General features: G+C 72.3%; 18 protein-coding genes. 1 reads left to right on the forward strand and 17 read right to left on the reverse strand.

Annotated elements, in window-relative coordinates:
* Positions 1 to 12: 12 nt before the first annotated feature.
* The 10 genes from ACWEQO_RS18605 to ACWEQO_RS18650 all read right to left on the reverse strand — a co-directional run bounded on the left by ACWEQO_RS18605 (position 13) and on the right by ACWEQO_RS18650 (position 9,199).
* Positions 13 to 426 carry a hydrogenase maturation nickel metallochaperone HypA/HybF gene (locus ACWEQO_RS18605; protein WP_452984306.1) on the reverse strand — a complete coding sequence of 138 codons (414 nt, stop codon included), beginning with the start codon at positions 424 to 426 and terminating at the stop codon, positions 13 to 15.
* A 110-nt stretch (positions 427 to 536) separates the two neighbouring features.
* Entirely contained in the window at positions 537 to 662 is a 126-nt protein-coding gene (locus ACWEQO_RS18610; protein WP_452984308.1) for a DUF6893 family small protein, read from the reverse strand.
* 32 nt (positions 663 to 694) lie between these two features.
* Positions 695 to 1,213, reverse strand: coding sequence for a hydrogenase maturation protease (locus ACWEQO_RS18615; protein WP_452984310.1), 519 nt, complete (start codon positions 1,211 to 1,213; stop codon positions 695 to 697).
* Positions 1,210 to 2,619: a hypothetical protein gene (locus ACWEQO_RS18620; RefSeq protein ID WP_452984311.1), complete on the reverse strand. Its 1,410-nt coding sequence runs from the start codon at positions 2,617 to 2,619 to the stop codon at positions 1,210 to 1,212. The genes ACWEQO_RS18615 and ACWEQO_RS18620 overlap by 4 nt, the downstream gene beginning before the upstream one ends.
* Positions 2,616 to 3,272, reverse strand: coding sequence for a DUF6084 family protein (locus ACWEQO_RS18625; RefSeq protein ID WP_452984313.1), 657 nt, complete (start codon positions 3,270 to 3,272; stop codon positions 2,616 to 2,618). The genes ACWEQO_RS18620 and ACWEQO_RS18625 overlap by 4 nt, the downstream gene beginning before the upstream one ends.
* Complete coding sequence (locus ACWEQO_RS18630; protein WP_361454250.1) at positions 3,269 to 3,919, reverse strand: DUF5947 family protein; 651 nt, start codon at positions 3,917 to 3,919, stop codon at positions 3,269 to 3,271. The genes ACWEQO_RS18625 and ACWEQO_RS18630 overlap by 4 nt, the downstream gene beginning before the upstream one ends.
* Positions 3,916 to 4,488: a hypothetical protein gene (locus ACWEQO_RS18635; protein WP_452984315.1), complete on the reverse strand. Its 573-nt coding sequence runs from the start codon at positions 4,486 to 4,488 to the stop codon at positions 3,916 to 3,918. The genes ACWEQO_RS18630 and ACWEQO_RS18635 overlap by 4 nt, the downstream gene beginning before the upstream one ends.
* The gene (locus ACWEQO_RS18640; RefSeq protein ID WP_361454255.1) at positions 4,485 to 6,263 is read right to left on the reverse strand and encodes a nickel-dependent hydrogenase large subunit; all 1,779 of its coding nucleotides are present in this window, start codon (positions 6,261 to 6,263) and stop codon (positions 4,485 to 4,487) included. The genes ACWEQO_RS18635 and ACWEQO_RS18640 overlap by 4 nt, the downstream gene beginning before the upstream one ends.
* A gap of 76 nt (positions 6,264 to 6,339) precedes the next feature.
* Positions 6,340 to 7,428, reverse strand: coding sequence for an NADH-quinone oxidoreductase subunit B family protein (locus ACWEQO_RS18645; protein ID WP_361454259.1), 1,089 nt, complete (start codon positions 7,426 to 7,428; stop codon positions 6,340 to 6,342).
* Positions 7,429 to 7,483: 55 nt separating this feature from the next.
* Positions 7,484 to 9,199 (reverse strand): hydrogenase maturation protein, encoded by a 1,716-nt coding sequence (locus ACWEQO_RS18650; protein WP_452984318.1) that lies wholly within the window; start codon positions 9,197 to 9,199, stop codon positions 7,484 to 7,486.
* Between the two features lie 225 nt (positions 9,200 to 9,424).
* Here ACWEQO_RS18650 and ACWEQO_RS18655 point away from each other — a divergent pair, with 225 nt between their 5' ends.
* Positions 9,425 to 9,811 carry a hypothetical protein gene (locus ACWEQO_RS18655; protein WP_361454265.1) on the forward strand — a complete coding sequence of 129 codons (387 nt, stop codon included), beginning with the start codon at positions 9,425 to 9,427 and terminating at the stop codon, positions 9,809 to 9,811.
* A 99-nt stretch (positions 9,812 to 9,910) separates the two neighbouring features.
* On the opposite strand, the gene ACWEQO_RS18660 is transcribed toward ACWEQO_RS18655, so the two are convergent.
* The 7 genes from ACWEQO_RS18660 to ACWEQO_RS18690 all read right to left on the reverse strand — a co-directional run bounded on the left by ACWEQO_RS18660 (position 9,911) and on the right by ACWEQO_RS18690 (position 17,561).
* Positions 9,911 to 10,798: an oxygenase MpaB family protein gene (locus ACWEQO_RS18660; RefSeq protein WP_452984320.1), complete on the reverse strand. Its 888-nt coding sequence runs from the start codon at positions 10,796 to 10,798 to the stop codon at positions 9,911 to 9,913.
* Between the two features lie 353 nt (positions 10,799 to 11,151).
* Positions 11,152 to 12,714 (reverse strand): MDR family MFS transporter, encoded by a 1,563-nt coding sequence (locus ACWEQO_RS18665; RefSeq protein ID WP_361454461.1) that lies wholly within the window; start codon positions 12,712 to 12,714, stop codon positions 11,152 to 11,154.
* 159 nt (positions 12,715 to 12,873) lie between these two features.
* Positions 12,874 to 13,566, reverse strand: a complete 693-nt coding sequence (locus tag ACWEQO_RS18670; protein ID WP_361454464.1) for a TetR family transcriptional regulator — start codon at positions 13,564 to 13,566, stop codon at positions 12,874 to 12,876.
* Positions 13,567 to 13,696: 130 nt separating this feature from the next.
* Positions 13,697 to 15,124, reverse strand: coding sequence for a flotillin family protein (locus ACWEQO_RS18675; protein WP_361454270.1), 1,428 nt, complete (start codon positions 15,122 to 15,124; stop codon positions 13,697 to 13,699).
* Between the two features lie 146 nt (positions 15,125 to 15,270).
* A complete protein-coding gene (locus ACWEQO_RS18680; RefSeq protein WP_361454273.1) occupies positions 15,271 to 15,780 on the reverse strand; it encodes a hypothetical protein in 510 nt (169 codons plus the stop codon).
* Positions 15,781 to 16,036: 256 nt separating this feature from the next.
* Positions 16,037 to 16,681, reverse strand: coding sequence for an Rv1733c family protein (locus ACWEQO_RS18685; RefSeq protein WP_361454276.1), 645 nt, complete (start codon positions 16,679 to 16,681; stop codon positions 16,037 to 16,039).
* Positions 16,682 to 16,751: 70 nt separating this feature from the next.
* Complete coding sequence (locus ACWEQO_RS18690; RefSeq protein ID WP_361454279.1) at positions 16,752 to 17,561, reverse strand: rod shape-determining protein; 810 nt, start codon at positions 17,559 to 17,561, stop codon at positions 16,752 to 16,754.
* Positions 17,562 to 17,567: the final 6 nt, after the last annotated feature.

Below are 17,567 nucleotides of genomic sequence, written 5' to 3' on the forward strand. Positions count from 1 at the left end.
TCGAAGACGGGTTCACGTTGCGTCGGCCGGTCTCGGCATGGCCGGCGCGGACTGCCGTTCGGGGGCGGGCTGTCGTTCCCGGGCGGCCCACCGCACCTCGCTGATGCGCAGTTCGCGGCCGGAGAGCAGTTCGGCCGCGGCCTGTCCGCAGCCGGGGCACAGCAGGCAAGGAGGCATGCCGACCTCCCACGCGTCGTCGCACCCGGTGCAGCGTGCCGTACCGGGGACGGTCCGGGTGGTCAGTTCCGCGCCTTCCAGGACGGTGCCGGCGCAGGCCAGTTCGAAGCAGAAGGCGAGCGCGTCCGGTACGACGCCGGCCAGTTCGCCCACCTCGAGGGCCACGCACGCGACGCCCGTGGCCCCGGCGGGCCGGGCCGCCCGTTCCACCTGGTCGACGACGGCCAGCGCGATGGACATCTCGTGCATCGGTCTCCGTCCTCCGCCCGTGGCTGTCTGTCCGGCGCCCATTACAGACCCACGCCCCCGGGCCGGCCGACCGGCGCGCCGGGATCACACGCCTGCGTGGGCCGTTCGGTTCACATCCTGCGGATCCGCAGGTAGCGCCGGACGTCGGGGAGGACTCCCCTGACGAGGACGGCGAGGGCGGTGGCGGCGGTGGCGGCAGTGACGACGGCGGCTCCGCCGACGAGGGCCTTCTTCACGGGGTGCTCCTTGTTCCTTCTGCGGCGGCGTGTCATACGGCGGCCTCCTGCCGGACGAGGTCGGTCACCATCCGCACCGCCTCCGGTACGGCGGCGGCGACCTGGGGGCTGAGTTCGAGGGTCTCGTCGAGGCAGGCGGGTTCGCAGCCGACGACGAGGGTGCGGCGCGGGGGTGTGGCGCCGGTCCCGGCGCACAGGGTGGCGAGCAGGGCGAGGACCGCGTCGGGCGACATGCGGTGCCCGTCGAGCGGGACGTCCGCCGCAGGCGGGGTGCCGTCGCCGTCCGGTGCCCCGGCGTCGATCAGGTACAGCGTTCCGGGTTCGCCTCCGCGCGCGGTCGCGTCGACGATGACGAGCGTGTCGTAGCCGTCGAGGAGCTGGTAGGCGAGGTGCACGCCACGGATGCCGATGTCGGCCACCTCGACACCGTCCGGCAGGTCCTCCCGGGCGAGCCGGCGCGCGGTCTCGACGCCGAAGCCGTCGTCCCCGAGGAAGATGTTGCCGACCCCGGCGACGAGGGTGCGGGCGCCGTGCGGTGCGGTGGGGGTCACACGTCCTCCAGGGCTTCGACCTCGTCTGGCTGGAAGTAGAGGAACCGGCCCTGTTCGCGGCGGATGTCGGCGCCGGGGTCGTCCTCCACGGTCACGGCGATGTGCACGCCTCCGTCGACGTCGTGCAGGACGGCCTCGACCAGTGCGTTGCGACCGCTCAGGAACAGGTCCTGCGCGTCGGTGTGCCGCAGCCGGGGCCGCAGGACGACGCGGCAGCCCGCGCGTACCTCCCTGCCGTCGACGGTGACGTGGTCGCGGTCGGGGTCGACCGAGGTGTCGCCGCCCGGGTCCCACCAGGGGCTCTCGGGGCGGAACACGCCCTGCGGGCCGTCCCCCGCCGCGTCCGGCGGGCCGGTGACCTCCCGCAGGCTCCGCACCGCTCCGTGCAGCCGTTCGAGGACCTCCGGCGGCATGGTGTCCACCAGTTCGATCACGGCCTCGGCACGGGCGTCCGTTCCTCTGGCCTCGCGTTTCTCCTCGTCGGTGAGGGCGATGGTGCGCAGCGCGAGGATCTCGTCGATCTCGGTGGAGTCGTAGAGCGCGCCGGGGCTCTCGGGGGCGATGGCGGGGTGGTCCTCGAGGATGATCGGCGAGGACAGGACGAGGTCGGCGCGGCCCGGTTCGCCGGCGAGCACGGGCCAGGTGTGCAGGTTCCGGCAGGCCGCGACGGCGCCCTTCGCCCACTCGGGCGGGTCGGTCATGGAGAGGAACGCCCCGGCGTCCAGGTGCAGGAGTACGTGGCTGGCGACCAGTGAGTACGGCAGTGCCGCGTCGCGGTCGCCGGTGTCCCCGGGCAGCCAGGGGCTGGTGTTCTCGACGACCACGCGCAGGCGCTGCGTGCGGTACGGGCCGTCGAGTTCGGCGGTGGAGAGGCGGACGACGCCGTTGATCTCCTCGCGGCGGTGGACCATGCGCCCGACGAGCCGACCGTCGGCGTCCGTGACGGGCGCGGTCTCCTCGGCGGCGGCCCGGGTGAACGGTACGGTCACCCCGTCGCCGGTCAACTCGGCCACCGGCAGGGCGATCTCCACCTTCTCCTCCCGGCCCTCGTCCCAGGGGACCAGGACCCGGTCGTCGAGGTGCAGTTCGCGCACCGTCTCGTACGTCCCGTCGGCGTGTGCCTGCTGGACGGTGCGCCGTCGGGTGTGCAGGAGGCGGACCTCGACGGCGAGGGTGGCTCCGCTCCTCGGTTCCATCAGGCATTCGGTCTGCTGGACGGCGTGTTCCCCGGCCGCCGTGCACCAGGCGGGCGGTACGAGCACGCCGAACTGCCAGCGCAGCCTGTTCTTGGCGGCCGACGCCCGGTACGGGTAGAGCACGTACCCCTCGAAGAGGACGGCGTCCGCGACCTGGCGGGCGACGGCGAGACGGGCCTCGGTGCCGGGGGTGAACGCGGTGGTGGTCATGGTGTCCTCTCCCCCGCCGCGTCGAGCAGCGTCTCGACGGTCGCCTGCCACGACGGCAGCGCGTGGCGCGACCGGTAGGCGAGCAGCGCGTCCATGGCGTCCTGCGGCAACCTGATCCAGCCGCAGCCCGGGAAGTGCTGCTCGATCATCTCCCGCCAGGTCTTCACCGGCAGGCGGAAGGTGGTCTCCCTGTCCCAGGGGACGGGCTCCACGTGGAAGCCGCCGGCTCCGGTGAACGCGGTGCCGGAGAACAGCATCAGCAGCGGCACCTCCCCCTCGGTCAGGGCCCGGAGGTACCGCGACGCCGCGATGTCCGTGTCGTACGTGCAGGGCACAACCAGGTCGGTCTCGATCTCGCCGGTGAATCCGGGGACCATCACCGAGACCTGCGCGAACTGCACGGGGTGGAGGCTGCTGCCCCACCGGGAGCGTTCGCCGAAGAGGTCGCTCAGGGCCGCGGCCTCGGTGTCGTCGTAGCCGCGGCGGGCGGGTTCGATGCGGATCTGGCAGCGCAGCGCGAGCGCGTGGACGCGGGTGGCTCCGGAGGTGGTGATCCGCAGCCGGAACACCAGGGTGGGGCCTGCCGCGTAGGCGTCGGCGCGTACTCCGGTGCAGCTGAAGGTGAACCCCGAGGAGCCCGAAAAATCGATCATGGCCTGCTCCCCTGAAGGGTGCGGGCCCGGTCGCGGACGTGGGTGAAGAAGGCCTCGAGGTCGGCCCGGGCCTCCGCTCCTCCGTCGAAGCCCTGCCAGCGCAGGCGCATCCGGCCCACCAGTTCGTAGCAGAGGTCGATCGGCACCAGGTAGCACTCGGTGCGACCGTCGTGCCGGCGCAGCAGCAGGGCCTCCACGTCGGGTTCGAGCAGTGCGGCGAGGCGGCTCCCGGCGAGGACGGACTGCCAGGAGGTGGGCTCCAGTTCGCTCTCGGTGGCTCCGGCCGGGCTCGGGTAGAGCGCGACCAGCCGGTCGAGGGCGGAGTTGCGGAAGAAGAAGGCGACGCCGACCGGGATGCGCAGCCGGTCCCAGGCGTTGTCGTCGAGCCGGTGGTCGGGGTCGCTCAGGCAGCGGTCGGGGACCGCGCGGAAGCGGCTTTTCGAACCGCCGGAGCGGTCGAGCAACTGCGCGCAGGGACCGCACGCGCAGGCCAGCGCGCGTTGTTCGGTGTCGACGAGGTGTGGGTGGCGTTCCTCGGCGAGGGGCGCTCCGCACAGTTCGCACTGTTCCTCGCGGGGCGGTCGGGGGGCGGTGAAGCGGCTCAGGCCGCGGCGGTCGGCGGTGCGCCGCGGTCCGTGCGCGCTCACGGCGCGGTGGCCGGCGGCCGGTGGCGACCGCCCGTGCCGGGGCTCGGCGGTGCGGTGCCGATCTGGAGCAGCACCGGTTCGCGGGAGGCGTCGGCGGGTTCCAGCTCGACGGTGGTCACCTCGGGGGCGAAGCAGGCGAGCGAGTCGGTGGCCGCCTGCCGGACGCTCTCCTGGGTGCTGGGGCAGCCGCAGCCCGTGTCGGCGGTGGTCCTGAGGCGCAGTACGCCGGCCGCCGGGTCGAAGCCCGCGTTCTCGACGGCGTGCGGGAGGCCGCCGAGGGCGCGGGCGATGCGGGTGTGCACGTCCTCGGGGTGCAGACCGTGCAGCACGAGCAGGCTCGCGACGAGTTCGTCGCCGAGCAGCGGGTCCAGCGGGTCGCCGGGCTTCCCCGCGCCCAGGAGTTCCACGGCGCGGGCGAGCCCTGCGCCGTAGAACTCCATGAGGACCCGCACCAGTTCCTCGGCGGTCCGGCTCGCCTGGGGGTCTCCGGCGCCGGCGAGCCGGTCGAGGATCTCCTCGACCCGCCGGCCGGCCTGCTCCGCGGTGGTGGCGGCGCTCGTCGGGCTCATCCGGCGAGTCCGCTCAGCCCGGTGGGCACGTGCATCGACTTCACGGTCTTCCCCTCGCCCACGTACATGTGGACGCCGCAGGGCAGACAGGGGTCGAAGCTGCGCACGGCGCGCATGATGTCGATGCCCTTGAAGTTCTCGGGCGGGTTCTCCTCGAAGATCGGCGTGTTCTGCACCGCGTCCTCGTAGGGGCCGGGGGTGCCGTAGGTGTCGCGGGTCGAGGCGTTCCACGGGGTCGGCGGATACGGGTGGTAGTTGGCGATCTTGCCGTCCCTGATGACCATGTGGTGCGAGAGGACGCCGCGGACCGCCTCGGTGAACCCGACGCCGATCGCCTCGTCCGGCACCTCGAACTTCTCCCACGTCTGAGTGCGCCCGGCGCGGACCTCTTCGAGGCCCTTCTCGGCGCAGTGCAGGGCGACCGCGGCCGAGTACGCCTGGAAGTACGTGCGGGCCCGGTTGCGTTCCAGCGCGTTGCTCCACTGCGGGATCTTCCACTCGAAGGTGGTCTCCGGCTTGGTCAGTGTGCGCGGCAGGTTGATCACGACGCTGTGGCCGGTGGCCTTGACGTACCCGATGTCGACGAGACCGGACAGCGCGGTGGACCACAGCCGGGCGAGGGGGCCGCCGCCGGTGTCGAGGGCGAGGTGGTCCTTGCCGTCGAACCAGCGCGGGGACATGACCCAGCTGTACTTGCCGTCGAAGTCCCGTTTCTGCGGAGCCGGGATGGTGTGCTGGTTCCACGGGTGCCGCGGGTCGACGGGGTTGCCGAGCGGGTCGTTCGTCACGAACTGCTCCTGGCCCTCCCAGTCCTCGTAGTACGAGCTGCCCAGCAGGATGCGCATGCCGAGGTTGATCTCGGTGAGGTCGCTGGTGACGAGCTTGCCGTCGACGATGATGCCGGGGGTGACGAACATCCGCCGGCCCCAGTCGGTCATGTTGGCGTAGGTGAAGTCGCAGTACTCGGGGTCGTTGAGCGCCCCCCAGCAGCCCAGCAGCACCCGGCGGCGGCCCACTTCCTCGTATCCCGGCAGGGCCTCGTAGAAGAAGTCGAACAGGTCGTCGTGGAGCGGGACGACCCGTTTCATGAACTCCACGTACCGCATGAGGCGGCTCAGGTAGTCGGTGAACAGCTGCACGCTGGCGACGGTGCCGACGCCGCCGGGGTACAGGGTGGAGGGGTGCACGTGGCGGCCCTCCATCAGGCAGAACATCTCCCGGGTGTAGCGGCTGACCTGCAGCGCCTCGCGGTAGAACTCGCCTTCGAGGGGGTTGAGGGAGCGCATGATGTCGGCGATGGTGCGGTACCCGTGGTCGGCCGCGTGCGGGGCCTCGGTGCGCTCGGCGAGTTCGAGGACGCCGGGGTTGGTCTCGCGGACCATCTTCTCGCAGTAGTCGACCCCCACCAGGTTCTCCTGGAAGATGTTGTGGTCGAACATGTACTCGGCGGACTCGCCGAGGTTGATGATCCACTCCCCGAGGTGCGGAGGCTTCACGCCGTACGCCATGTTCTGCGCGTACACCGAGCAGGTGGCGTGGTTGTCACCGCAGATGCCGCAGATCCTGCTGGTGATGAAGTGCGCGTCGCGCGGGTCCTTTCCGCGCATGAAGACGCTGTAGCCGCGGAAGACCGACGAGGTGCTGTAGCACTCCGCGACCCGCTTCTGCTTGAAGTCGATCTTCGTGTGGATGCCGAGACTGCCCACGATCCGGGTGATCGGGTCCCAGGCCATCTCCACCAGGCCGGTTTTGTCACCGGGCGTCGTCGTTGCCATGGTGCGTGCGGTGCCCTTCGTCAGCTGTTCGCGCGGGGGGTGGGTTCGGTGTGCGGTGCTGTCACCGGTCGTGCCGTCACCACGGCGGCCGGTAGCCGGTGGTGATCTTGTCTCCCGTGTGGCGCCACCTCGGCTCCTTGTCCACGGTCCGCGCCGTGATCGTGCGGAGCTTGCGGACGACGGCGCCGTACGCGCCGCTCCCGGTGCTGGAGACCTTGGCGCCGGGGGGCTCGTCCATGAACGGCATGAACTTGTCGGGGAAGCCCGGCATGGTGCACGCGATGCAGATGCCGCCCACGTTCGGGCAGCCGCCGATGCCGTTCATCCAGCCGCGCTTGGTCACGTTGCACTTGACGACGGGTCCCCAGCAGCCGAGTTTCACCGAGCACTTGGGCGAGTCGTAGCTGGTGGCGAACTGCCCCTGCTCGTAGTAGCCGCCCCGGTCGCAGCCCTCGTGCACGGTGGCACCGAACAGCCAGGTCGGCCGGAGCTTGTCGTCGAGCGGGATCATCGGCGCCGAACCGGCGGCCTGGTAGAGCAGGTACGTCAGCGTCTCGGCGAAGTTGTCGGGCTGGATCGGACAGCCGGGCACGCACACGATGGGGATGCCCGCCTTCGACTTCCAGTCCCATCCGAGGTAGTCGGGCACGCCCATCGCGCCGGTGGGATTGCCCGCCATGGCGTGGATTCCCCCGTAGGTGGCGCACGTGCCGATGGCGACGACGGCCAGGGCCTTGGGCGCCAGCCGGTCGATCCATTCGCTGGTGGTGATGGGCTGCCCGGTCTCGGGGTTGTCACCGAAGCCGCACCAGTACCCCTCCTGCTTGATGGCCTCGTTGGGGACCGAGCCCTCGACGACCAGGACGAAGGGGTCGATCTCGCCGCGTTCGCCCTTGAAGAACCATTCGATGAACGTGTCGGCTCCGCCGACCGGACCGCATTCGAAGTCGATCAGCGGCCAGTGCACCGCGATCTTCGGCAGGCCCGGCAGCCCTTGGAGCGCGATCTCCTCGATGCTCGGCTGCATGGCCGCGGTCAGGGCGACGGAATCGCCGTCGCAGCTCAGCCCGGCATTGATCCAGAGGATGTGGATCGGCTTCTCCTCGGAGCCGGACGTGCCCGTCGCGCCGGGCTCCTCGACCGTGGTCGGCGATGCTGCGTTCATGGGGAACGCCTCCTGGAGGGTGCGGCAAGACCCGCGCTCGGATCTTCGTTCTCTGCTAACAGTCGGCCCGTCCGGCGAGGGCCGCATCCGGACCGCCTCCGTCGGTGGCCGCGGGTTCCTTGCGCACGAAGGCCCGGCGCAGAGCGTGGTAGGGGGCCGCCGGGTCGTCGAAGATGCTCCGCATGCGGGCGAGTTCCTGCTCCCGGTGACGGGCGAGGGGTGAGGTGGCCTCCCGATGCTCGGCTTCCGCCTTCTTGGCCGCGAGACGCGTCCGAACGGAGGGAAGAGCCGGAAGATGTGCGGCCGTTCGGGTGACGTCGTCGGTGAAGCCGTCCGGGCCGCAGTGCAGGACCCGGTCGACGAGCCCCATGCCGAGCGCCGCGGAGGCGGTCAGCGGCGCGGCCTCAGTGGTGAGCCGTTCCGCCGTGGCGGCGCCCACCCGGCGGGGCAGGGTGTACGTCCAGTACTCGGAGCCGTACAGGCCCATGAGCCGGTAGTGCGGGTTGAGCACCGAACCGGAGCGGCACCAGACCTCGTCCGCGGCCAGGGCGAGCATGACCCCGCCGGCGGCCGCGTTGCCCCCGATGGCGCTGACGACGAACCGGTCGGTGGTGGTGAGGACGGCCTCGACGAGGTCGTCCATGGCGTTGATGTTGGACCAGGACTCGGCTGCCGGGTCGGCCGCCGCCTCGATGACGTTCAGGTGGATGCCATTGGAGAAGAAGTCCCGGCCGCCGCCCAGTACGAGGACGTCGGTGGGGCGGGCGCAGGCTGCCCGGTAGGCGTCCAGCAGGCGGCGGCAGTGGTCGGTGCCCATGGCGCCGCCCGGGAAGGAGAAGGTCAGGAAGCCGACCTGCCCCTCCTCCCGGTAGCGGATGTCCTGCCAGGTCCGGGTTCCGGGAGGTGGCTGCGGTGCCGGGGGGACTTCGGGCAGGGCGGGCAGGCAGCCGTCGAGGGCGAGGGTTGCGGGCAGTTTGCAGGCCCGGGGACGTCCCGGGCCGGTGCGGGCCCTCAGCTCCGGGATCCAGACCGCACCGTCCGCCGTGGCCCGGCAGATCGCGCCGGTGCGGGTCGCCAGGAGCTCCCCCGGGCGGCCGCGGAGCCGGTCCTCCGCATGGCCGCCGTGCAGGAACCATTCACGGCCGAGAAGTTCGTCGCGCACGCCCGGCTGGGAGCTCGCGGCGCGCAGCTTGCGCAGGACGGTGTCGGTGGAGTCCGTCTCCCAGGAGATGCCCCGGTCCCGCTGCCGTAGCGGCGGCCGGGTCCTGGCACCCGGCAGGCGGGGGAAGTCGTCCTGCGGCCGGGGCACGTACGTGCCGGAGGCGAACCGGTCGACCGCGAGCAGGACGGCTTCCAGCGCCGCGTCGGACACCTCGCCCCGGTACAGGTCGCTCTTCGCCACCTCCGGCACGGTGAAGTTCGTCGTCGCCCACACGGGGCCGGCGTCCATCTCGGCCACGGCCTCCAGCACGGTGACGCCCCACTCTCCGACGCCCTCCTGGACAGCCCAGTCGAGTGAGGACGGCCCGCGGTCCCCCACGGGCCCGGGGTGGACGATCAAGCAGGTCCGCGCCGCCCAGACGTCGGGCGGCACGGCGGCCTTCAGCATGGGGGCCACGACCAGGTCGGGATCGTGCCGGTGCACGGCACGGCGCACGTCCTCGCCGTGCGGTGTGACCTCCACGGCGAGGATGTGGCGGCGTTCCGACAGCTCGGCGTGGACACGCTGCGTCAGGCTGTTGTACGCGCTGGCGACGAGCAGAATACGCATGGCGGCTCTCCCTCGAAGGCTCGGCCACCGTCGTACTGCGGCCGTCCGGGGATCGTCGGTCCCTTGCGCTCTCTCGTGGTGGCATGACCCCCGGGCATCGCTCGCACGGATGACACTTCGGCTCCACCTGGCCGGGAGGCGAACTCGCTGCCAGTGGGGACAATGAAGGTGTTATCGGGCACTCGGCAGGGTGGCCGACACGACAACCGACAGGCAGGTCGGCACATGTCCAGAAAAGAGAAGCCGTCGCAGCCTTCGCACGGCGAGGGCCCGAGTCGCCACAAGGGCACCGAGCAGCACGGCTGGGCCCCCGACGTCGATGAGACGCGCCAGCAGGACAACCCGAGCGCCCGGCGCTCCTTCCACCCGGACGAGCACGCCCCGCCCGCCGGCAAGGGGCGCAGGAAGTCCAAGCAGGAACGTGGATCCGTCCCCGGGGACACGGTCGAGAGCGGCACGAAGAGCGGCGAGGAGTACGGCGACGCCGCGGAGAAAGGGATGCGCGACACCGGGCACCGGGGCCGCTCCCGGCGCCCGAGCGGCACCAGGGACGACTCCGCTTTCACCGGCGTCGACCCGGGCAAGGACAAGGACCAGCGCCGCCCCGGCTGACGCCGGGCGTGTGGTGTGCGCCCCGCGCCGGATCCGCATCACCAGGGGCGGCCGGAAACGGTCACCGGCTGTTCGGGCCGCGTCGTACCGGAACCGGGGTCACCTCCGGGCGACGCGGCGGGCCGCCCGGGCCGTGGGCAGGTAGCGCAGGCGCTCGGGCAGGAGCGGGACCACCGTGCGGACGACGGCGCCCAGGCGGCGCAGTCTCCGTTCGTCCCGTGCCGTCCAGGCCAGGCCCAGGCGGTCACGGACGGCGGGCGGGAGCAGGCCGGTCGTGACGAAGACGTGCAGCCGCGCCAGGGGCGGGCGGAGCACCGGCCAGAGCCGGCGCAGGAGCGCGCCCGCGCCGTCCGGCGGCGGGACCGGCCGCCGCGGGTCGAGCAGTTCCGCCGCGACGGCCGTCCTCTCCAGTTCCTCGCGCACCATCGTGTCGAAGTACGGCCAGAACTCCTCCGGGGTGCGCGGCATGTCGCGCTGCTTGATGCCGAGGACGGCCCCGAGGGCGAGGAGTTCGTCGTAGAGGCGGCGTGCGTCCGGCTCGTCGAACGGGCGGGACAGGTACTGTGCGGCCCTCAGGAAGACGGGGTAGGCGGTGGCGTGCACCCAGGCGTAGTAGGCGGGGGTGAGTGCGTGGTAGGCGCGGCCGCGGGTGTCGGTGCCGCTGATGGTCCTGTGCAGCGCGCGGAGCCTGCGGCCCTCCTCGAGAGCGTGTTCGCCGCCGTAGACCCACAGTTGCAGGGAGTGCAGTGAGCGCTCGGCCCGGCCCCAGGGGTCGGTGCGGAACACGGAGTGGTCGTCGACGCCCGCGCCGACCGCCGGGTGGGCCACCTGGAGCACCAGGGCGGCCGGCAGGGAGAGCAGGATCCGGACGTCACCGGTGATGTCCCAGAGGAGGGAGCCCGGTGCGAACGGGACGGGCTCGGGGCGGGGGCCGGGGCCGGGTGCGGGGGCCTCGCCCCGGCCGGTGCGCGCATGCTCGCCGGCCATGTCACCACGCTCCGTCGGGCCGTCGTGCTCGTCCCCCGCACCCTGTCCGCGGGGCCGTGGACATCGTCCTTCGCCCGGGGGCGATCACCGCCTTCTTCGCGGTGTCCGACACCGCGTCCGAGGTGCACGCCGGGGAGATCACCGCGGACGACGTGTCCTGTCTCCCATCCTCCATCGGCTCCGGCCGCGCCGCCAGGCCGGCCCTGCCGACCGCCGTCGAGGACGGCGCGGAGGAAATCCTTCCCGGTGCCGGCGGGTCCGCCGAGGGCGCGCACCGACGAGTGCGGAGGCCTTCCGGGCGTTTCGCCCGGAGGGCCTCCGCGTTCCCACCACCCCCACGGGGCGCGTGCGCCTCAGCCGACGCCGGCCCGCGCTGCCGCCGCACCGGCGGAGTCCTCGGACTCCGCGGCGAGCCGCTCCATTCCGCTGGTCTCCTTCAGCGGCTTCTCCCTGATGAACAGCACGGCGATCACGGCGAGGGCCGCGACGGGCGTGGCCACGAGGAAGAGTTCCGCGGTGGCGACCCCGTAGGCGCGCTCCACGATCTCCCGCATCGGCCCGGGCAGCGTCGTCATGTCGGGCACTCCGCCCCCGCCGGACTCGTCCGCACCGGCCGGGACGCCCGCTTCCGTCAGGCTCCTGGTCATCTCGCCGGCGACCCGGTTGGCGAGGATCGCCCCGAGCACACTAGTGCCGATGGTGCCGCCCATGCTCCGGAAGAAGGACAACACCGAGGTGGCGGCGCCCAGTTCGGTCGCGGGAACGTCGTTCTGGGCGGCCAGCACCAGGTTCTGCATCAGCATGCCGACGCCGATTCCCATGATCGCCATGTAGGTGCCGAGCAGACCGAAGTGGGTGTCGACGTCGATGGTGGAGAGCAGTCCCAGGCCCGCCGTCATGGTGAGGGAGCCCGCGACCAGGTACACCTTCCACCGGCCGGTCCTGGTGATGATCTGCCCGGCGACGGTCGAGGAGACCAGCAGGCCCAGGATCATCGGCAGGCTCATCAGGCCCGCGATCGTCGGGGACTTGCCCAGGGAGATCTGGAAGTACTGCGAGAGGAAGACGGTGCCACCGAACATGGCCACACCGACGAGGAGGCTCGCGACGGTGGTGAGCGTCACGGTGCGGTTGCGGAAGATGCCCAGGGGGATGACCGGTTCCGGCACGCGCGCCTCGACGACGACCGCGGCGATCAGCAGCACCACTCCCCCGCCGACCAGTGCGGCGGTCTGCCACGAGACCCAGTCGAACTCGGTCCCCGCGAGCGTGACCCAGATGAGCAGGGCGCAGACACCCGCGACGATCAGGAAGGCGCCCAGGAAGTCGATCTTCGCCTCGCGGCGGACGGTGGGCAGCTTCAGGGTGCGCTGCAGCAGCACGATGGCGAGCAGCGCGAACGGCACCCCGATGAAGAAGCACCAGCGCCAGCCGAGCCAGGAGGTGTCCACCAGGACGCCTCCGATGAGCGGTCCGGCCACGGTGCCGACCGCGAAGACGGCACCGAAGATGCCCGCGTACTTGCCGAGCCGGCGCGGCGGGATGATGGCCGCCATCACGACCTGTGCCAGAGCCGTGAGACCGCCCGCGCCGATGCCCTGCACCACGCGGCTGAAGATCAGCAGTCCCACTTCCTGCGAGAAGCCCGCGAGCAGCGAGCCCACGATGAAGAGGGCCAGGGAGAGCTGGAGCAGCAGCTTCTGGTTGAACAGGTCCGACAGCTTGCCCCACAGGGGCACCGTCGCCGTCATCGCCAGCAGTTCGGCGGTGATGACCCAGGTGTAGGAGGACTGGGTGGCCTCCAGGTCGGCGATGATGCGCGGGAGCGCGTTGGCGACCACGGTGCCGGCCAGGATGGCGACGAACATGCCCGCCATCAGCCCCGACATGGCCTGGAGTATCTGCCGGTTGGTCATGGCGGTGGGTGACGCCTCCACGGGCGCCGGTGTTGATTTCACTTCGGTTCTTTTCGGTTCTTTCGCAGCAGTCAGGAGTGTGATGGGAGGGAGGAGCGAGAGGGACGGATCACGCGTGCCGGGGCCGAGGCGCAGCCGTTCCGCGGGAGGCGGAGGGGGTCAGGCCCCTTCGACCGGTCCCGGGAGTCCGGTGGCCACGTGGTCGAACACCGATCGGAAGACCTCCTCGAAGGAGGTCTCGTCCTGTCGCACGCACCAGTGCTCCACGGCCACGCGGACGGCCGTGGTGCCGACGGCGGCCAGCAGCCTCGGATAGAGCCCCAGGGTCCGCCTGCGCAGTTGGCCCTCGGGCGACCCGAGAGGGGGACGGTCCCCCGTGAACAGCGGCGATCCGGCGCCGATGCGCTCCGCGAGCGTCTCGGCCAGCAGGAACTCGTCCTCGACGTGGGCGCCGAGACTCCGCGCCAGCAAGTGCGGCGATCTGCGCAGCACCTCGGAGTGCAGGCGCCACAGCTCGTGCTGTTGTTCCACTTCCCCCAGCTCCGCGGCCAGCGCGTCCCGCAGCACCGCCAGCGGGGGTGTGCCGGCGGGCGCGGCGAGCACCGCCTGCCGGACCCGCGCGCCCGACTCCGCGCCCACCATCAGGAACGCCTCGTCACGGGAGTCGAAGTAGTTGAAGAACGTGCGGGGCGAGACGCCGACCGCCTCGCTGATCGCGTCGACGGTGACGTTCTCCGCACCGTGCTCGGCCGCCAGCCGCACCGCGGCCGCCACCAGGGCGGCACGGGTCGCCCGCTTCTTGCGCCCCCGAAGTCCGCCGTCCGCCGGGTCTCTGTCACTCACGTCGTGCAGGATACGCAAATATGCAGAGCCTGCAAAAATATGGAACGCCTCGACCGGTCACAACCGGCCACCCCACCGGCGGACGCGGCGGAGCCCGGCCGCCGGTGGGGTGGCCGGGCTCCGCTGTCGGGCCGGGGCGTCAGTCGGTGATGTCGACCTTGCCGCCTGCGGGGTCCGCGGGGGCCGGTACCGTCGGCGTGCCGCGCCGGGCGATCCCCTGGAGGAGTTCGCCGAGGTCGACGCCGGTGGTGGAACTGAGGAGTTCCATGCCCTGCGCGACGTTGTCGGCGACGGTGCGCGGGAGCTGCCCGGCGCCGTCCGTGGAGATGACCGTCAGCTTGTCCACGGCGGCCAGCGGCTCGGCGGCCTTGCCGACCACCTGCGGCAGCACCTCGACCAGCATCTGGAGCACGGCCGCGTCGCCGTAGCGTCCGAAGGCGTCGGCCTTCTTGTGCATGGCCTCGGCCTCCGCCGCACCCTTCGCGGAGATCGCGGCGGCTTCGGCGTCACCCTCGATGCGCACGGCGTCGGCGAGCGCCGCGCGGTGGGCCTTCTCGCCCTCACCGGTGAGCCTGGCCCGCTCGGCGGCCGCCTCGGCCTCCTTGACCGCGGCGATCCGGCGGGCCTCGGCCTCCTGCTCGGCCTGGTAGCGGGCGGCGTCGGCGGGCTTGCGGACCCTGGTGTCGAGTTCACGGTCGGTCAGCGCGGCCTGCCGGGTGGCGACCTTCTCCTGCTCCTGCAGGACCTCCTGCTGCCGGGCGGCCTCGGCGAGCGGGCCGGCGGCGTTGGCGCGGGCGGCGGCCTCGTCCGTCTCGGCCTTGATCTCGGCCTGCTTCAGCGCGAAGGTGCGCTGGGCGATCGCGATCTCCTCCTCCGCCTTGAGGCGGGCCTGCTCGGAGGCGCGCCGGGCGACGGCCTCGGCGATGTCGGCCTCCTGCTTGGCGCGGGCCGCCTCGGGACGGCCGAGATCCTCGAGGTAGGAGCCCTCGGTGGTGATGTCCTGGATCTGGAAGGCGTCCAGCACGAGGCCCTGCCCGGAGAGGCTGGCCTCGGCCTCCTCCGCGACCTGTCCGGCGAAGGCGGCACGGTCACGGATGATGTCCTCGACGGACATGCGCCCGACGATGGAGCGCAGCGCGCCGGACAGCACCTCCTGGGTGAAGCCGACGATGCCGTCCTGCTGGTCGAGGAAGCGCTGGGCCGCGGCGCGGATCGAGTCCTCCGTGCCTCCGACCTTGACGATGGCGACGCCCTCCAGGTTCGCCTTCACTCCGCGCAGCGTGACCGCGCCCCGGACGGCGACCGGGATGTGCCGGCTGGAGAGTTCGAGGGTGAACTTCTGCTGGACGAACGGGACGACGAAGACACCGCCGCCGACCACGACCTTCTGGCCGCTGTTGTCGGTGAAGATCCGGCCGGTCTCGGGGTCGGTGGACTTCTTGCCGCGCCGGCCGGTGACGATGAACGCCTCGCTGGGGCCGGCGACCTTGTAGCGGGTGACCACCACCAGGCCCAGCAGGACCAGGAGTACGACGACTCCCACCACGGCGATCAGTACAGGACTCATGGGTGTGGAATCCCCTCAGCCTTCCCCGGGGGACGGCTATGTGGTTCGGACAGGACGGAAACGCGGGTACTGCGGGAGGTGCCGGCGTCACGGCGGACCTCGACGGGTGGTGTGCCGTACTGCGGGGACGTGCCGGTCGGCACCGCTCAGCGCTCGACCGGGCGGACCGACACCGAGGTCGCGGAGAGTGCCGACTCCACCCAGACCTCGGCGCCCCGTGCGACGGGCACGGCGCTCTTCGCGGACAGCTTCAGCGGCTGCCCGGCGAGATACACCAGCACCTCGCCGTAGCCCTCGGCCGGGATGGCGGTCACCACCGAGCCGGAGCTGCCGACGAGGTCGCCGCCCCGCGGGGTGGCGGCGGTCTGATCCCGCATCAGGGCCCGGCTGAACTTCCAGGTCAGCCACCCCGCGGCGACACCCGCCAGCGTGCCGACCACGGTCGCACCGGTGACCCCGAGGTCCGTCGTGCCGAGGACGATCGCGCCGCCGAAACCGAGCATGGAGACGAAACCGGCGATCACCGGCAGCGACAGCAGCCCGTCGAACACGCCGTCCAGCACACCGCCGAAGACGCCTTCCAGGAGCCCGTCGAAGATCAGTGAGAACAGCAGCAGAAGCAGCCCCGCGACGCCGAGACCCACAAACCACTCCATCCGGGCCTCACTTTCGCCGACCGGCCCCCCGTATGCGGATGCTCTCACACGCCCGTACTCGAACACATTGCCAGGGCTCGGCAATCTTTACGCTTCCTTCATGCCGCCTTCCACCGGAGCCGGCCGTTCCGCTCCCGCTCGGGCCGCGGTACGGGTCACGTGGCGCACGGCGGAGGTGCCCCCGCCGCCACCGGCGTCCTCCCGGGAGCCTCCCCGCGGAACCGCAAGGGCCAAGGCCTTGCCCGCCTCCGGCAGTTCATCCGGGTGCCGTCCAGCGGGGGGAGGTCTCGGCCCAGGCCCTGTCCCAGTCGGCGAGGTTCCGGCGCCGTACGACGAGACGGGTCACACCGTGGGCACCGGCGCCGGCCAGGACGACGCCGGTGCCGGAGAGCAGGGCCCAGCCCGTGCTCCGGCTGCGGATCTCCGCACGCGTCAGCGGCGGCCCGGTGGCCTCGCCGTCGGCGGTCACCCAGATGCGGACCGGGCTGCCCGCCGGCAGGCCCGGCCGCACCTCGGCCCGGGTGGTGCCGGTCCGCCCCTCGCGGGTGGTGAAGCGGACCTCGACCGGGTGGCGGGCCCGCTTCTCCTGCTCCGCTCCCGGCTCCGGACGGCGCGGGGCGTCCTCGGTGAGGGTCCCGGTCGTCTCGTACCGGGTCAGGTTCTGGCGGCGAGCCGTGTCCTCGTAGTGGCGGTGGGCGAGGTGTGAGACGGCGACGGTGGCCACGGGCGCCACCGCCAGGACGGCGAGCAGGACGCCGAGGCCGATCCAGGCCCGGAGTTCGTCGGTGCGGCGGCGCAGGGGGTTGCGCCGACGGCGCCACGGTGGCCGCCGTAAAGGACGGCCGGGCGGCCCGGGAGGGGGGTCCGGGGGCAGGTGCGCGGGAGGAACGGTGCCCGCCACGTCGTGACTCCTTCGGGTGTCGGGGCGCGGACGAAGGGCAGTGCGGGTGAAGGGCAGTGCGGACGACGGGTCAGCCGGACCCGGTGGCCGGGGGATGGTGGTGCGCCGCGGCGAGCAGGCCGGCGGCGCCCCGGACCGCGGCGGTGTGCGGCGACGGCACGGGCTGGACCGGGCAGCCGAGCCTGCCGGGCAGGCCGTGGGTGATCTCCGGGCGCAGGGCGCCCCCGCCGGACAGGAGGATGCCTCGGCGCAGGGCGGTGCGGGTGGTGGCGCTGCGGTCCTGCCGCAGCATCGCCGTCACCATGTCGACCACCGCGTCGGTGAGGTCCCCGGGCGGGGTGCCGTAGGCGCTCAGGTCACCGACGCCCAGCGCGGTGCGCCGGGCGTCGGTGACGGCTCCCTCGGCGAGCAGCACCACCTCGGTGAGGTGCGCACCGAGGTCCACCACCAGGAGCGGGCTGGAGTGGTCGGCGCCCGCGGCGAGGGCAACCGCCCGCGCGCCCGGGACAGTGTGGACAGCGCGCGGGCGGAGGATTTCGACGGCCGTGCGGGCCGCTTCCCGGAAGGCGGCCCCGTCCAGGACCGGCGTCGTGACGACGACCAGGGGGCGGCCGAAGCGGGGCAGCCGGTGGCCGAGCAGCCGGTCGAGCATCCGGGCGGTGCCGGAGGCGTCGACGATGGCGCCCCGCTGGATGGGGTGGATGGCGCCGCTGCCCGGGAAGGTCACCGTGGGGACGTCGAGGACCATGCCCCGTCCGGCGATCCACGCGCGCGTGCGGGAGCTGCCCAGGTCGAGCGCGATGCCGGAGCACCGGCGGCACCGCGGCCAGGGGCTGTGCCGCACCGCCGACGTCCTGTACGGACGCCTGACCACGGTCATCGTCCG

Source organism: Streptomyces sp. NPDC004051, assembly GCF_053604275.1.

Excerpts from the sequence above, each read along its gene's own strand:
- ACWEQO_RS18635 (WP_452984315.1), bottom strand. The coding sequence starts at position 4,488 with ATGAGCCCGACGAGCGCCGCCACCACCGCGGAGCAGGCCGGCCGGCGG.
- ACWEQO_RS18665 (WP_361454461.1), bottom strand. The coding sequence starts at position 12,714 with ATGACCAACCGGCAGATACTCCAGGCCATGTCGGGGCTGATGGCGGGC.
- ACWEQO_RS18640 (WP_361454255.1), bottom strand. The coding sequence starts at position 6,263 with ATGGCAACGACGACGCCCGGTGACAAAACCGGCCTGGTGGAGATGGCC.
- ACWEQO_RS18655 (WP_361454265.1), top strand. The coding sequence starts at position 9,425 with ATGTCCAGAAAAGAGAAGCCGTCGCAGCCTTCGCACGGCGAGGGCCCG.
- ACWEQO_RS18625 (WP_452984313.1), bottom strand. The coding sequence starts at position 3,272 with ATGATCGATTTTTCGGGCTCCTCGGGGTTCACCTTCAGCTGCACCGGA.
- ACWEQO_RS18680 (WP_361454273.1), bottom strand. The coding sequence starts at position 15,780 with ATGGAGTGGTTTGTGGGTCTCGGCGTCGCGGGGCTGCTTCTGCTGCTG.
- ACWEQO_RS18660 (WP_452984320.1), bottom strand. The coding sequence starts at position 10,798 with ATGGCCGGCGAGCATGCGCGCACCGGCCGGGGCGAGGCCCCCGCACCC.
- ACWEQO_RS18675 (WP_361454270.1), bottom strand. The coding sequence starts at position 15,124 with ATGAGTCCTGTACTGATCGCCGTGGTGGGAGTCGTCGTACTCCTGGTC.
- ACWEQO_RS18690 (WP_361454279.1), bottom strand. The coding sequence starts at position 17,561 with ATGACCGTGGTCAGGCGTCCGTACAGGACGTCGGCGGTGCGGCACAGC.
- ACWEQO_RS18650 (WP_452984318.1), bottom strand. The coding sequence starts at position 9,199 with ATGCGTATTCTGCTCGTCGCCAGCGCGTACAACAGCCTGACGCAGCGT.
- ACWEQO_RS18605 (WP_452984306.1), bottom strand. The coding sequence starts at position 426 with ATGCACGAGATGTCCATCGCGCTGGCCGTCGTCGACCAGGTGGAACGG.
- ACWEQO_RS18645 (WP_361454259.1), bottom strand. The coding sequence starts at position 7,428 with ATGAACGCAGCATCGCCGACCACGGTCGAGGAGCCCGGCGCGACGGGC.
- ACWEQO_RS18620 (WP_452984311.1), bottom strand. The coding sequence starts at position 2,619 with ATGACCACCACCGCGTTCACCCCCGGCACCGAGGCCCGTCTCGCCGTC.